The sequence below is a fragment of the Streptomyces sp. NPDC050743 genome, from assembly GCF_044456925.1.
GTDB lineage: Bacteria > Actinomycetota > Actinomycetes > Streptomycetales > Streptomycetaceae > Streptomyces.
The window spans coordinates 117,017-131,089 of record NZ_JBITGJ010000011.1 but is presented as its reverse complement, the minus strand read 5'-3'; the positions used below and the strand labels follow the sequence as shown (position 1 = coordinate 131,089).

Annotated in this window: 11 protein-coding genes and 1 riboswitch; of the genes, 9 read left to right on the top strand and 2 right to left on the bottom strand. The window is 73.6% G+C overall.

The window, feature by feature from the left end; translation table 11 throughout:
- Positions 1 to 142 precede the first annotated feature (142 nt).
- The 8 genes from ACIBJF_RS14670 to ACIBJF_RS14635 all read left to right on the top strand — a co-directional run bounded on the left by ACIBJF_RS14670 (position 143) and on the right by ACIBJF_RS14635 (position 8,405).
- A complete protein-coding gene (locus ACIBJF_RS14670; RefSeq protein WP_399174072.1) occupies positions 143 to 265 on the top strand; it encodes a putative leader peptide in 123 nt (40 codons plus the stop codon).
- A 64-nt stretch (positions 266 to 329) separates the two neighbouring features.
- Entirely contained in the window at positions 330 to 1,217 is an 888-nt protein-coding gene (locus tag ACIBJF_RS14665; RefSeq protein WP_399174071.1) for a glutathione S-transferase C-terminal domain-containing protein, read from the top strand.
- A gap of 78 nt (positions 1,218 to 1,295) precedes the next feature.
- A riboswitch (SAM riboswitch) is annotated at positions 1,296 to 1,407 on the top strand.
- A 371-nt stretch (positions 1,408 to 1,778) separates the two neighbouring features.
- Entirely contained in the window at positions 1,779 to 2,759 is a 981-nt protein-coding gene (locus tag ACIBJF_RS14660; protein ID WP_399174070.1) for an amino acid ABC transporter permease, read from the top strand.
- A complete protein-coding gene (locus tag ACIBJF_RS14655; RefSeq protein ID WP_399174069.1) occupies positions 2,756 to 3,547 on the top strand; it encodes an amino acid ABC transporter ATP-binding protein in 792 nt (263 codons plus the stop codon). The genes ACIBJF_RS14660 and ACIBJF_RS14655 overlap by 4 nt, the downstream gene beginning before the upstream one ends.
- A 52-nt stretch (positions 3,548 to 3,599) precedes the next feature.
- The gene (locus ACIBJF_RS14650; RefSeq protein ID WP_399174068.1) at positions 3,600 to 4,619 is read left to right on the top strand and encodes an ABC transporter substrate-binding protein; all 1,020 of its coding nucleotides are present in this window, start codon (positions 3,600 to 3,602) and stop codon (positions 4,617 to 4,619) included.
- 43 nt (positions 4,620 to 4,662) lie between these two features.
- Positions 4,663 to 5,490 carry a GNAT family N-acetyltransferase gene (locus ACIBJF_RS14645; RefSeq protein WP_399174067.1) on the top strand — a complete coding sequence of 276 codons (828 nt, stop codon included), beginning with the start codon at positions 4,663 to 4,665 and terminating at the stop codon, positions 5,488 to 5,490.
- Between the two features lie 298 nt (positions 5,491 to 5,788).
- Positions 5,789 to 6,997 (top strand): LLM class flavin-dependent oxidoreductase, encoded by a 1,209-nt coding sequence (locus ACIBJF_RS14640; protein ID WP_399174066.1) that lies wholly within the window; start codon positions 5,789 to 5,791, stop codon positions 6,995 to 6,997.
- A gap of 25 nt (positions 6,998 to 7,022) precedes the next feature.
- Entirely contained in the window at positions 7,023 to 8,405 is a 1,383-nt protein-coding gene (locus ACIBJF_RS14635) for an NtaA/DmoA family FMN-dependent monooxygenase (RefSeq protein WP_399174065.1), read from the top strand.
- A 108-nt stretch (positions 8,406 to 8,513) separates the two neighbouring features.
- On the opposite strand, the gene ACIBJF_RS14630 is transcribed toward ACIBJF_RS14635, so the two are convergent.
- The gene (locus ACIBJF_RS14630; protein ID WP_399174064.1) at positions 8,514 to 9,602 is read right to left on the bottom strand and encodes a M12 family metallopeptidase; all 1,089 of its coding nucleotides are present in this window, start codon (positions 9,600 to 9,602) and stop codon (positions 8,514 to 8,516) included.
- A 94-nt stretch (positions 9,603 to 9,696) separates the two neighbouring features.
- Here ACIBJF_RS14630 and ACIBJF_RS14625 point away from each other — a divergent pair, with 94 nt between their 5' ends.
- Positions 9,697 to 11,412, top strand: a complete 1,716-nt coding sequence (locus ACIBJF_RS14625) for a LuxR C-terminal-related transcriptional regulator (protein ID WP_399174063.1) — start codon at positions 9,697 to 9,699, stop codon at positions 11,410 to 11,412.
- Between the two features lie 9 nt (positions 11,413 to 11,421).
- On the opposite strand, the gene ACIBJF_RS14620 is transcribed toward ACIBJF_RS14625, so the two are convergent.
- The gene (locus ACIBJF_RS14620) at positions 11,422 to 14,034 is read right to left on the bottom strand and encodes a CHAT domain-containing protein (protein ID WP_399174062.1); all 2,613 of its coding nucleotides are present in this window, start codon (positions 14,032 to 14,034) and stop codon (positions 11,422 to 11,424) included.
- Positions 14,035 to 14,073: the final 39 nt, after the last annotated feature.

Here is a 14,073-nt window from a genome sequence, read left to right as displayed (position 1 = left end):
TGTCACATGGCGCAGATTCTGAGGAGACCTCCGGCGCTCTCGGCCGGCCACAGGCATGTCCTAGGCGTGGACGCCCCCTTGACGGCGTCGGACGCCGGATCGACACTCCGGAGTGGGAATCCTAGTGAACAGGTAGGGAATCATGACGCGCCTCGACACGGTCACCGGCCTCGCGGGCCGTACGCCGTTGCGCGCACCCCTGCTCACCTCCCGCCGGCACATCGACCTGCTGCGCGTCTGCAGCGCGATCAGCGTCCACCGCTGAGCCGGGCGCCGCGCGCCCCTCGGCCGACGCCGCACCTCCGCACGCCCACCACCCGGGGAGACGCATGTCCACCACTCCGCTCGCCACCCTCCCGCCCGCCCACCGCACCACCCCCGTCTTCCGGGGCCGGATCGGCCGGGACGCGCGCAGCGGCCACTACGCCGTGCCGCACCGCTACCGGCTCCATCTGTCGACCGCCTGCCCCGACGGGCTGCGCCTCGCCGTCGGCCACCACCTCCTCGGCCTGGACGGCAGTTGTCCGGTCACGGTCCTGCCCGCCGTACCGGACTGTCCCGGCGGCGGCCACTCCGCGCTGCGCCCGCTGTACGAGGCGAGCGCCCACCGGTACACCGGCCCGGCCCTCGCACCCGTGCTCAGCGACGACTGGTCCGGACGCATCGTCAGCACCCACGCCCGCGACATCCTGCGCGACCTCGACCGCTTCCCGCACGAGGGCCGCGCCGCTCTGTACCCGTGCGGCCTGGAGTCGGTGATCGAGGCCGTCGAACGGATGTGTGCCGAGGGCATCGAGGAGGCCGCGCAGCGCGCCGGGCAGGCCGGCATCGACCCCGCCGGGCGGGCCGCCGCCCTGGACGTGCTCCTGGACACCCTGGGCCGGCTGGACAACCGGCTGGCCGCGGAGGAGTACCTGGTCGACGGCCGGCTCACTGCGGCCGACGTCGAACTGTGGGTCACGCTGGTGCAGTTGGACACCGTCCACCGCTGTCACCTCGACGCCTCCGCCGTCCACCGCATCGCCGGCCACCGCGCCCTGTGGGCCTACGCCGGCCGCCTGGCCGCCCATCCCGCCTTCGGCCGCCCTCTCGACCTCGACGGCATCTCCCGCCGCCACCACGGCCGTTGCCAGGGCCTGGAAGCCGCCGGAGCGGCCGTCCAGATCCTGGACTGGGCGCGCCACGCCGCGGCTGCCCAGGACGCTTCCCGCAGGTGAGCAACGGTCGGGCGGCGTCCACCACGCGGACGGCCGTTGACATTCGAACGGCCAACTGCCTTACTTACGGCTCAGAACGGTCATGAGCGTCAGCGCCAAGCCCTGGCTCGCTGACCGGCAACCCTCGCACCGCGGTGGGGTGCCCCAGGTGACGACCGGACCGGAATGACGTTTTCGGTAAGCGCGAGGGCCCCGCGGGGCCGGAACAGTGACAGGTGACGCCATGTACGCAGCTCCCAGGACGGCCGCGAGCCGCCCCCAGGGCTGCGTACGGTCGTGCGGCGGGCTCCTCGTCGCCGACCGCGCCGTCGATCTGCTCCGCGTCAACAGCGCACTGTGTACCGCACCGGGCTCTGCCCGCTGCCAGGGCTGACGACCCTTTCCAGCCCTCCCTTCTCCAGCCCTCGCGTTCCTGACGCACACCGCCGCCGTGGTGTGCCGTCGCGCCCGCCCAGCCCCCGGTTCCCGTGCGCCGCCGTGCCCCGCCTCGTGCCGTAGTGCCGTAGCGGTCCCGCAGCCGCGCGCCGCGAGCCGGGGTGTCCGACTCCGCCGGAGCCCGCCATGAGTGAACCCCCAGGCGCCGCCGTCTCCCTCGCCGAGGCGCCGCCAGCCGACACCCCGACAACGCCCCCGAAGGCACAGCGAGTTCAGCCGTTGCGCCGGCCCGGACGGTGGATCGCCACCGCCGTCGTCCTCGTGCTCGTCGCGCAGTTCCTGCACGGGCTGGCCACGAACCCGTTCTACCAGTGGGACCGCTTCCGCTACTGGTTCCTGCGCCCCACCGTCCTCGACGGACTCCTCGTGACCCTGGAAGTCGCCGCGCTCAGCGCCGTCTTCGGACTCCTGGGCGGCGTCCTGCTGGCCCTCGGCCGGCAGTCCGGCAGCCCGGTACTGCGCGCCGCGAGCTGGACCTACACCTGGCTGTTCCGCTCGGTGCCGCTGATCGTCGTCCTGATCTTCCTCTACAACTTCAGCGCCCTTTACAAGACGCTGAGCCTCGGTATCCCCTTCGGCCCCGCCTTCGTCAGCTTCGACGAGTCCAGGCTCGCCACCGACATGACGGTCGCCGTGGTGGGGCTCAGCCTCAACGAGGCGGCATACGCGGCCGAGGTCGTACGCGGCGGCATCCTCTCCGTCGACCAGGGCCAGCACGAGGCGGCCGCCGCACTCGGCCTGCCCAAGGGCTACCAGTTCACCCGGATCGTCTTCCCGCAGGCCCTCAGGTCCATCACACCGAACTACGTCAACCAGCTCATCGGCCTCATCAAGAGCACCTCGCTGGTGTTCTACGTCTCGCTGCTCGACCTCTTCGGCTCCGTGCAGACCATGGGCAGCACCTACCCCGGCGACATCGTGCCCCTGCTGCTGGTCGCCACCGTCTGGTACCTGATCCTCACCAGCGCCGTGTCCGTCGTCCAGTTCTACGTCGAGCGGTACTTCGCGCGGGGCGCCACCCGCACCCTGCCGCCGACCCCGCTGCAGAAGGCGCGCGCGGGCCTCGCCGAGTTCCGGGCCCGGCTGCGCAGGGAGGCCGCCGTATGACCGCCACCGACAGCCTCGAGACCACCCCGGCCGCACTGGAGGTCCACGGCGTCCACAAGTGGTACGGCACCCATCGCGTGCTCGACGGCATCGACCTGACCGTGCGCCCCGGCGAGGTCACCGTCGTCATCGGCCCTTCCGGCTCCGGCAAGTCCACCCTGCTGCGGGTCATCAACCACCTGGAGAAACCCGAGGTCGGCCACGTCAGCGTCGGAGGCGAGCCGATCGGCGTCCAACGCGGCAGCGGCGGCCGGCTCAAGGAGCTCAGCGAGCGCGCCATCCTGGCCCAGCGCAGCCGCATCGGCTTCGTCTTCCAGAACTTCCATCTCTTCCCGCACCTGACCGCACTCGACAACGTCGCCGCCGCGCCCGTCGCCACCGGCAAGCTGACCAAGCCCGAAGCGCTGGACCTGGCCCGCGACCTGCTCACCCGGGTCGGCCTCGGCGACCGCACCGGCGCCTACCCGCGCCAACTCTCCGGCGGACAGCAGCAGCGCGTCGCCATCGCCCGCGCCCTCGCGCTGCGGCCCGGCATCATCCTGTTCGACGAGCCGACCTCCGCGCTCGATCCCGAGACGGTCGGCGAGGTGCTCTCCGTCATCAAGGACCTCACCACCAGCGGCACCACCCTGGTCATCGTCACCCACGAGATCGGCTTCGCCCGCGAGGTCGCCGACCGGATCGTCTTCATCGACGGCGGCCGGATCGTCGAACAGGGACCGCCCCAGGAGGTCCTGGACAGGCCCCGGCACGAGCGGACCCGGGACTTCCTCGGCAAGGTCCTCTGACCCCGTACCCACCGCAGTTCCCGAACGACACTTCCGAACGACAAGGACAGCCATGCGCAGCCACCTTTCCCGACGCGGCCTGATACGCGGCATCACCGCGGCGACCGCCGTCGCCACCCTCGCCACCGGGCTCGCCGCCTGCGGGGGTGACAGCGACGCCGCGACCACCACCGACGCCGCCGGCAGCGTGACCGTCGGCCGGCTCTCCAACGGTGCCGCCAAGCAGACCACGCTGAAGGTTTCCGAGATCAAGTCCATCAGCGCGCAACTGCCCGCCTCCGTGCGCAGGAGTGGCAAGCTCACCATCGGCGTGGGCGCCCTGCCGGCCGGCTTCGCGCCACTGGCGTACGTCGGCAGCGACCAGAAGACCCTCACCGGCGCCGAACCCGACTTCGGCCGGCTGGTCGCCGCCGTGCTCGGACTGAAGCCCGAGATCCGCAACTTCACCTGGGAGAACCTCTTCGTCGGCATCGACAGCGGCAAGGTCGACGTCGCCTTCTCGAACGTCACCGACACCGAGGAGCGCAAGAAGAAGTACGAGTTCGCCTCCTACCGGCAGGACAACCTCGGCTTCGAGGTGCGCAAGTCCAGCACGTGGAACTTCGACGGCGACTACGAGAAGCTCGCCGGGCTGACCGTCTCCGTCGGCTCCGGGACCAACCAGGAGAAGATCCTCCTGGAGTGGAAGAAGAAGCTCCAGAGCGAGGGCAAGGACCTCACCGTCAAGTACTACCCCGACCGCAATGGCACCTACCTGGCCCTGGACAGCGGCAAGATCGACGCCTTCTTCGGGCCCAACCCGGGCATCGCCTACAACATCGCGAAGACCGCGGGCACCCCGAAGGCGACCCGCAGCGCGGGCACCTTCTCCGGCGCGGGCGCCTCGCTCCAGGGGCTGATCGCCGCCACCGCCAAGAAGGACAGCGGTCTGGCGAAGCCCATCGCCGCGGCCGTCAACCACCTGATCGAAAACGGGCAGTACGCCAAGTGGCTGGCCGCCTACCACCTCTCCAACGAGGCCGTCGCCAAGTCCGAGGTCAATCCGCCCGGCCTGCCGCTGGACAACTCCTGACCCACCGTGCACCCGAACCGAGCCGAGAGAGGCACCGCCTGTCGTGCCGTCCCGTGAAGCCGGCCTCCGCGCAGGCGGAGCCCTGCCCCCGACCGACGACCCGGCCCTCGACAACGCCGTCTGGGCAGCCCTGACCGGCCCGCACGCCCATCTCGCCGAACGGGTCGGCCGCGCCGCCCGGTACCAGGACGGCATCTACGCCTTCGCCGCCCTCGACGCCCCCGCCGACCCGGCCGCCTGGGCCGACCTGCGCACCCTCCTCGTCCCCGCAACCGCCGTACGGGTCAAGCCCATCGAACGGGTACCCGACGGCTGGCGCGTCGAAGCCGAGGGGGAAGGCGTGCAGTTGGTGGACACCGCACTGCGTGCCGAACCCGCGCCGGAAGCGGTACGGCTCGGGACCGACGACGTCCCCGAGATCCTCGACCTCGTCGCCCGGACCCGGCCCGGCCCGTTCCACCAGCGGACCGTCGAGATGGGCGGGTACCTCGGCATCCGGCACGAGGGGCGGCTCATCGCGATGGCGGGGGAGAGGCTACGGCCGCCGGGCTGGACCGAGATCAGCGCCGTCTGCACCGATCCCGGTCACCGCGGCCGGGGGCTGGCCACCCGCCTGGTGCGTGCGGTCGCCTTCGGGATCCGGGAGCGCGGGGACACCCCGTTCCTGCACGCCGCCGCCGGCAACACACCGGCGATCCGGCTCTACGAGTCGATCGGCTTCACCCTGCGCCGCCGCTCGCGCATCGTGCAGGTGCGCAGCGTGGACACGCGCGAGCGGGTTCGCGGCTCGGACATGCGCCGGCGGGCTCGCAGCGCGGGAACAATCGCGGCCGGCCCTGCGGGAACAACCGAAGGCGGCCGCGCGTTGTGACTCATGACGAGATCCGCGAGGCGGTCGCCCACCGGCCCGCCCGCGCCCGACGGACGGAGGTGACGGCCGTGACACGCGTACTCCCGCTGTGCGCCCCGCGTCCGTACCGCTCCGTCCGCTTGATATCCCGGCCGCACATAGATCTCCAGCGCGTGTCCGCCGCGCTCTGTCGCCACTGACCTTTTCTCCCCGGCCTGCCCAGCCGCACGGCCCGGGTCCGCCCCTGCCGCGCTCGCCCTCGCCGACGCCTGCCCTCGCGAGCCGGTGTTCTCGTACGGACATCAAGGAAGGCACCGAAGTGTCCTCAACTCCCGCTTCTCTTCTGCACCTTGCCGTCGCGCTGGACGGCACCGGCTGGCACCCCGCGTCCTGGCGCGAGCCGGTCGCCCGCCCCCGGGACCTGTTCACCGCCGGCTACTGGGCCGACCTGGTCGCCGAGGCCGAACGCGGCCTGGTCGACTTCGTCACCATCGAGGACGGCCTCGGCCCGCAGTCCGCGCACTTCCTCGACCCCGACGAGCGCACCGACCAGGTGCGCGGCCGGCTCGACGCGGTCCTCGTCGCCTCCCGCGTCGCCCCGCTCACCCGGCACATAGGCCTGGTGCCGACCGTGGTGGCCACGCACACCGAGCCATTCCACGTCTCCAAGGCGATCGCCACCCTCGACTACGTCAGCACCGGCCGCGCGGGCCTGCGGGTGCAGATCAGCGCCCGGCCGAACGAGGCCGCCCACTTCGGCCGCCGTACCATCGGCCGGATCGAGGCCTACGACAGCCCGGCCGCACGGGACATCGTCACCGAACTGTTCGACGAGGCCGCCGACCACGTGGAAGTGGTGCGCCGGCTCTGGGACAGCTGGGAGGACGACGCCGAGATCCGGGACGCGGCGACGGGCCGCTTCATCGACCGGGACAAGCTGCACTACATCGACTTCGAGGGCCGCCACTTCAGCGTCAAGGGGCCCTCGATCACGCCCCGCCCGCCTCAGGGGCAGCCGCCGGTCACGGCCCTCGCCCACCAGAGCGTCCCGTACCGGCTCGTCGCCCGCCAGGCCGACGTCGGCTATGTCACCCCGCACGACGTGGACCAGGCCCGGGCGATCGTCGCCGAGATCCGCGCCGAACAGCGGGCGGCGGGCCGCGCCGGGGAGACCTTGCACGTCTTCGGCGACCTCGTCGTCTTCCTCGACGACAGCCGGGCCGAGGCCGAGGCCAGGCGGGAGCGGCTGGACACGCTCGCGGGTGAGCCGTACACCGGCGACGCCCGGATCTTCACCGGCACGGCCGACGAACTCGCCGATCTGCTGGAGGAGTTGGCGGCGGGCGGGCTGACCGGGTTCCGGCTGCGGCCCGCCGTCGCCGGGCACGATCTGCCCCGCATCAGCCGTGACCTGGTGCCCGAACTCCAGCGCCGGGGCCGCTTCCGGCAGGCCTACGAGGCCGACACCCTGCGCGGCCTGCTCGGCCTCGCCCGCCCCGCCAACCGCTACGCCGCAGCCACCGCCTGAGCAGCCGGAGAGGACGACCGCACCCATGAGCAAGCCGCTGAAGCAGATCCATCTGGCCGCCCACTTCCCCGGCGTCAACAACACCACCGTGTGGAGCGACCCGGCCGCCGGCAGCCACATCGAGTTCAGCTCCTTCGCGCACTTCGCGCGGACCGCCGAACGCGCCAAGTTCGACTTCCTGTTCCTCGCCGAGGGACTGAGGCTGCGCGAACAGGGCGGCGAGATCTACGACCTGGACGTCGTCGGCCGCCCCGACACCTTCACCGTGCTGGCCGCACTGGCCGCCGTCACCGACCGGCTCGGCCTGACCGGCACCATCAACTCCACCTTCAACGAGCCGTACGAGGTGGCACGGCAGTTCGCCAGCCTCGACCACCTCTCCGGCGGCCGCTCCGCCTGGAACGTGGTCACCTCCTGGGACGCCTTCACCGGCGAAAACTTCCGCCGCGGCGGCTTCCTGCCGCAGGAGGAGCGCTACTCCCGCGCCAAGGAGTTCCTCGCCACCGCGCACGAACTCTTCGACTCCTGGCGCGGCGACGAGATCCTCGCCGACCAGGCCACCGGCACCTTCCTCCGGGACGCCGAGGCCGGCGCCTTCGTGCACCAGGGGCAGCACTTCGACATCCACGGCCGCTTCAACGTCCCGCGGTCCCCGCAGGGCCGCCCGGTGATCTTCCAGGCCGGGGACTCCGACGAGGGCCGTGAGTTCGCCGCGTCCGACGCGGACGCGATCTTCAGCCGCTACTCCACGCTGAAGGAGGGCCAGGCCTTCTACACGGACGTCAAGTCACGCCTCGCCAAGTACGGCCGCCGCCCCGACCAGCTCCTCATCCTGCCCGCCGCCACCTTCGTCCTCGGCGACACCGACCAGGACGCCGCCGAACTCGCCCGCGAGGTGCGCCGGCAGCAGGTCAGCGGCGCCACCGCCCTCAAGCACCTGGAGTTCGTCTGGAACCGGGACCTGTCGGGGTACGACCCGGAGGGCCCGCTGCCCGACGTGGACCCGGTGGTGAGCGAGGAGCACATCTCCCGGGGCCGCGCCCAGGTGCGGATGTACCGGGACCCGATCGCCATCGCCCGCGAGTGGCGGCAGCTCGCCGAGGCCAACAAGTGGTCCATCCGCGACCTGGTCATCAACACCGGCAACCGGCAGACCTTCGTCGGCTCCCCGGCCACGGTCGCCCGGACCATCAACGACTTCGTGCAGGCGGACGCCTCCGACGGCTTCATCCTTGTCCCGCACATCACCCCCGGCGGCCTCGACCCCTTCGCCGACAAGGTCGTACCCCTGCTCCAGGAACAGGGCGTCTTCCGCGCCGACTACACGGGCACGACCCTGCGCGACCACCTCGGCCTCGCCCACCCCGACGCCGGCACCACCGCCGCGCCCGAGCGGGCCGCGTCCTGAACCGGCGTCCGCGCACACCGGCGTGGCCGTGGACGTCTCCTCCCCCGTAGGTGACGTCCACGGCCACTCCCCCGGTGCCGGACCTTGGGATGTGTCGTCAGCGTGTGCTCACCAGCACATGACCGCCGTCTCTCCCGACCCCCATGTCGAGTACAGACGCACGCGGACGACATAGCGGCGGCCCTTGACGAGCCGGACGCGGACGGCGGCGTTGTCCGGTGTGCCGCCGTCGTCGTGGCCCCCGAGGAAGCGCGGCACCCCGTCGCGCTCCTCGAAGACCACGAGCACGGTGTCGGCGTCGCCGAAGGTGCCCACGGTGTAGTCGCGGGTCTCCGGCGGCTCGACGGTGAAATCGGCCTGCTCGCCCGGTCCGAGACCGAGCGGCGCCGACCGGAACGGCACCAGCGCCGCCGGTCCGGCCGGGCCGGTCGGCGGATACCAGCGCAGCACGAACTCCTTGTCGGCCGGGGACGGGCCGTCGGACGGAGTCAGCCCCCCGCGGTACTGCTCCGGCTCCAGCACCAGCCCCGGCCCGAACGGGAACGTCATCACCGACTGCGGATCCCACACCGAGCCGCTCGCCTCACCGGCGGCCAGCTCGCGCAGGACGTTCGTGTATGTCGTCTCCCGGCTCCAGAAGTTCGGCGGGCCCGCCAGTTCGGCGTACACGGCCTCGTCCCAGTGGAGCCCGGCGTACGGGCTCTGGTGCTCGTGCACCATGCCGAGCGCGTGCCCGATCTCGTGCAGCACCGTCCCGCGCTCCCCGGCCCCGGTCACGTCCCAGCCCAGGTTCATGGTGCGCTCGCTCCGGCCGACCGACAGCGCCTCCCGGCCCACCGCCGACCAGGAACCGCCGCCGGCCTGGAACCCGATCCGCAGCTCCGCCTCGCGCCGGTCGCCGACCTCGGCGAACGTGACGCCGATGCCGAGCCCCTGCCACTCGCGGAAGGCATCGCGGACCGCCTCCCGCTGCTCCTCCCCGCCGGCCCACGGCACCCGGCGCAGCTCACCGGTCCCGGGGACCGGGATCACCGAGCTGTCGGAGCCGTCGGTGCCGTCGTAGAGGTAGTAGTGCAGGACCGTGCCGTTGACCCACATCCGCCGCCCGGCGAGCAGCGCACCAAGCCGCTCGGCGGTCAGCCCCTGTGCGAAGCACGGGGCCGGCTGCCGCGGGAGCGAGCAGAGGCGTCGGGTCATGCGGCCAGCGTGCCCGTCCGAGCGGCCGGGCGCCTGAGTCGGGGGCTACTCAAGTCGCCCTGTATCAACCGTGAGTACGCGCGCTCTGCATGAGGTGAGGACTTACGAAGAGGACGCCAAGTCGCTGGAGCTGCCCTGGCCGTTCACCGGCCGGGACGAGGAAATGGAGCTGGTGCGCACCTCGTCGGCCGCCGGCCGGCACGGCATCGTGGTGACCGGACCGGCCGGCCACGGCAAGACCCGGCTGATCATGGAGGCGGTCCGGGGCACGGAGCACACCCTGGTCACCGGCACCCCCGAGGCCCAGGGCCTGCCCTTCGCGGCCTTCGCCCACCTGCTGCCCGAGCCCGTCTCGCTGCACCGCGCGGTGCGCATCCTGTCCGGCGTACGGCTCCTGGTCGTGGACGACGCGCATCTGCTGGACGAGGCCTCCGCCGCCCTCGTGCACCAGCTCGCCGTGCACGGCCGCACCCGGCTCGTCGTGGCCGCCGTGGACGGCGTGCCCGCGCCCGGCGCGGTGTCCCGGCTGTGGACCGGGGAACTGCTGCCCCGGCTGGCCCTCGAACCGCTGCCCTGCGAGGACGTGGCCCGCCTGCTCGCCGCCGCCGGGCTGGAACCGCTCACCGTCCGCCGCCTGCACCGGGTCTGCCGGGGCGATCTGCGCTTGCTGCGCGACGTGGTCGCCGCGCTCGGCACGACCGGGCGGCTGATTCCCGTTCCCGGTACGCAGGAGCGGGTCTGGCGGGGGGCGCTGCCGGTCACCGCGGCCGTGAAGGAACGACTCGCGCCCGTGCTCGGGCGCTCCCACCCCGGTGAACGGGACATCCTCGAACGCCTCGCGTTCGCCGAGCCGCTGCCGTTGCCCCTGCCACTGGACGACGTCGATCTGGCCGTCCTGGAGCGTCTGGAGAGGGACGGTCTGATACAGGTCGACGACCGAGGCGGCGCCGTCACTCTCGCCCACCCCCTGCACGGGGCGGCCCTGCGCGCCACGGCCGGCCGGCTGCGCGCCCGCCGGCTGTCCGGCGCACCACGCGACCACGGACCGGCCCTCGAAGCCGAACGGCGGGTCCTGCTGCGGGCGATCGAGCGGTTCGACGTGCGGTCGGTGCCCACCCCGGTGGGGGAGTGGCTGGTGACGGAGGGCGCGGTGCTCCCGGCCGGGTACGCCGCCGTCCGCGCCCGGTTCGCGCGGCTGCGGGGTCAGGTCCGCGACGCCGCCGCCTGGGCGCGGGAGGGACTGCGGGGAGCGCCTGGGGACCAGGGGTGCCGTGCGGAACTGCGGTCGGCCGAGGGGGAGTCGGGTCAGGGCGGGGACGACGACGTCTACGCCCGGTACGATGCCGTACGCCTCGGTGACGCCGAGGGGGTCGCCCGGCGGTTGCCTGCCGGCAGCGTGTTCGCGCGGCACGCCGATGCGCTGGCGCGCAAGGACGGGGAAGGCCTGGACCGGGCCGCCGAGGCCCTCGAAGAGCGCGGCTTCCTGCTGTTCGCAGCCGAGGCGCGTGCGCAGGCCGTGCGGGTGCACCGGGATCCGCGGGCCGCGCGCGTCTCCCGCACCCGTGCCGTCGCGCTCGCGCGCCGGTGCCAGGGTGCGCGGACGCCCGCGTTGGCCGGGCTGGTCCTCGGTGAACTCACCGCTCGGCAGCGGCAGATCGTGACGCTCGCGGCGGCGGGCCTGAGCAATCGGGAGATCGCCGAGCGGTTGACCCTGTCCGTGCGGACCGTGGGCAATCATCTGTACAGCGCGTACAGCCGTCTCGGCACCGGTGATCGGGGAGCGCTGCCGGTCCTGTGCGCATCCGCGTAGGCCGCGCTCTCACGCCGCCCCGAACGCGGCGAACGCCCAGCCCGTCGCCTGGTGGACCGGGTCCCCGGGCAGGGTGGTGCGGGCATCCCGGAGTGCCTCCGCCAACGACAGCCCCGCGTCCAGGCCCTTGTGCAGGGCCAGCATCAGGGGGACCACGGCCGCGTCGTTGACCGGTGCGCTGCTCGCCACCACCCCGGCCGTGCCGAGCGGCAGCAACGCGGTGACCAGGCCGAGGAGTTCGTCGGCGCCGACGGAGGCGAGGCGGGCGGTGTCGCAGCTGGAGAGGATGATCCGGTACGGGCTGCGGGCGAGCCGTTCGAAGTCGTGCACGATGAGCGGGCCGTCGGCCATGCGGAGGGCGGAGAACAGCGGGCTGTCGGCGCGGAACGTGCCGTGGGCCGCGAGATGTGCGAGGGCCGCCCCGTCGAGGTGTTCCAGGACCCGCGGGACCTGGGCGCCGTCGCCCTCCAGGACGGTCGCCGTGCCGTAGCGGGCGGCCAGTTCCGGTACTTCCGCGCCGCCGGTGGCGAGGCCCGGTCCGCGCACCAGCACGTGCCGGCCGCCCGGCGGGGGCTCGGTCTCGCGGGCGCGCAGCCAGCTGCCCGCCGACGGGGACACGCTGAGCACCCTCTCGCGCAGCGCGGGCAGCAGTGCCCACGGCACCCGGTGCAGCGCCCCCGGCGGCACGACCGCCACGGGTCCCGAGCCGAGCTGGGCCGCCGCCGCGCCCAGCAGCAGCTCCTGCAGGCGCAGGCCCGCGGCCTCCACCAGCGGCAGCCGGGCCTCGGCGCCGGGGTGGGCGAGGCGCCGCAGCCCGGCCTGCACGTACTCGGCCTCGGTCACCGCCTCGGCCAGCGGGCCGCCGGTGAACCGCCGTACCTGGCCCTGCCCGCACAGCAGGACGTGCACCCGGCCGTCGACCACGGCGAGTTCGACCAGGCGCGCCTCGCCGAGCCGGTCCAGCAGCCGGGCCACCTCGAAGCGGTCGCCCTCGTGCGGGGCGGAGCCGCGTATGTGGTGGGTGCGGGAGCGGATCTCCCGTTCCAGGCGCCGCTGTTCGCGTTCCAGCGCGGGCACCGGGCGGCCCTCCATCCGGGCCTCCTCGGCACGGGCCGCGATCTCCCGGTACGCGGTCAGACCGCTCAGCAGCGCCGGGTCGGCGGGCGGCCGGGTGGGCGGTGCGGACAGCACGGTGGCCCGCCAGCGCTCGCTCCACCGCAGCAGGCGGCGCGGTGAGCCGTGGGCGAGGCTGACCTCCTGGGCCAGCGCGGCCAGTTCGGCGCCCTGCGCGGTGGCGTGGGCCCGCAGCTCCGAGGCGCCGAGCGTCATCCGGTGGTCGTCCAGCACGTCCAGGCCGCGCCGGCAGGCCTCCAGCACGCCCCGTCGGGACCCGGCCGCGCGCGCCCGGAGCGCCTGTGCCGCCCAGCCCGTCACCCGGGCCGGCGGCGGACCGCCGTGACGGCTGCGCGCGGCCACGGCCAAGTGCCGTTCGGCGTCGGCGGTCCAGCCCAGCGCGAGCGCGATCCGGCCCGCGAGCAGCGAGGCCTCCGGCGCGGCGGGGGAGCCGAAGGAGGCCAGCTTCTCGGCGACCGCCGCCGCGTCCGCCACCAGCCGCCCCGAGCGGCGTCCGGCCGCCACCCGCGCCTCGATCAGCACCAGCCGCGCATGGGTCTCCCACCACATCCGGCGCTGCGCCGCGAACAGCCGTACGGCGACGGCGGCGCGGGCCACCGCGGTGTGCGCGTCCCCGGCCGAGCGGGCGGCCCGCGCGGCGGCCAGCAGCAACTCGGCCTTGCGGGTGGACTGCCCGCCGATCCGGTCCAGCAGCGCGATCGTCGCGTCCGCCTCGGCGAGCGCCTCCGGGGCCAGACCGGCCGCCATCAGCACCTCGCAGCGCCGCAGGGACAGCATGTACGTGGGCGTGCCGAGTTTCGCGTACCGCTCCTCGGCCTCGTCCAGCAGCCGCAGGGCCGCCGGGATGTCCCCGGACCGGAACGCGGCGAGCCCCCGGCTCTCCACCGCGTCGGCCTTGTCGTGCTCCTGGCCGGTGGTGTCCCACAGCCGCTCCGCCGCAGTGAAGTCCGCGACCGCCCGGTCCACCGCGCCGAGCGCCAGGTGCACGGTGGCCCGCAGGGTCAGCGCCCGCGCGGTCCAGATGTCGTCGCCGAGCTGCCGCAGCACCGGCAGCGCCCGCCGTATGTCCTCCAGCGCCTCCCGGTGATGCCCCAGCACCCACCACACGTACGCCCGCCGGTACAGCACCCGGGCCCGGGTGTGCCCGCTGCCCCGGGCGACCCCGCGCTCGAAGGAGGTGAGCCCCTGCCGCGTGCGCCCCGCGTGCACCAGTGCGACCCCGAGCGTGGCGAGCACATCCGCCTCGCGGTCGGCCGACTCGGCGCGCGCGGCCAGGTCACGGGCCCGGCGCAGATGCCGGAGCGCGATCCGCAGATCCCCGAAGTCCCGCTGCCAGATGCCGAGCACCTGGTGGGCGACGCTGGCGTGCAGCGGCGGCGGACCGGCCCCCAGCACCTGTTCCGCGCGTGCCCGGGCCTCGCCCGGGTCGGCGAACACCAGGGGCAGCAGTTCGAGCACCGACTCGCTTCCCGCCGTCACGTCTCGCATGGTAGTGGCCACCTGTATCAGACGGTGGCCCCGCGGCTC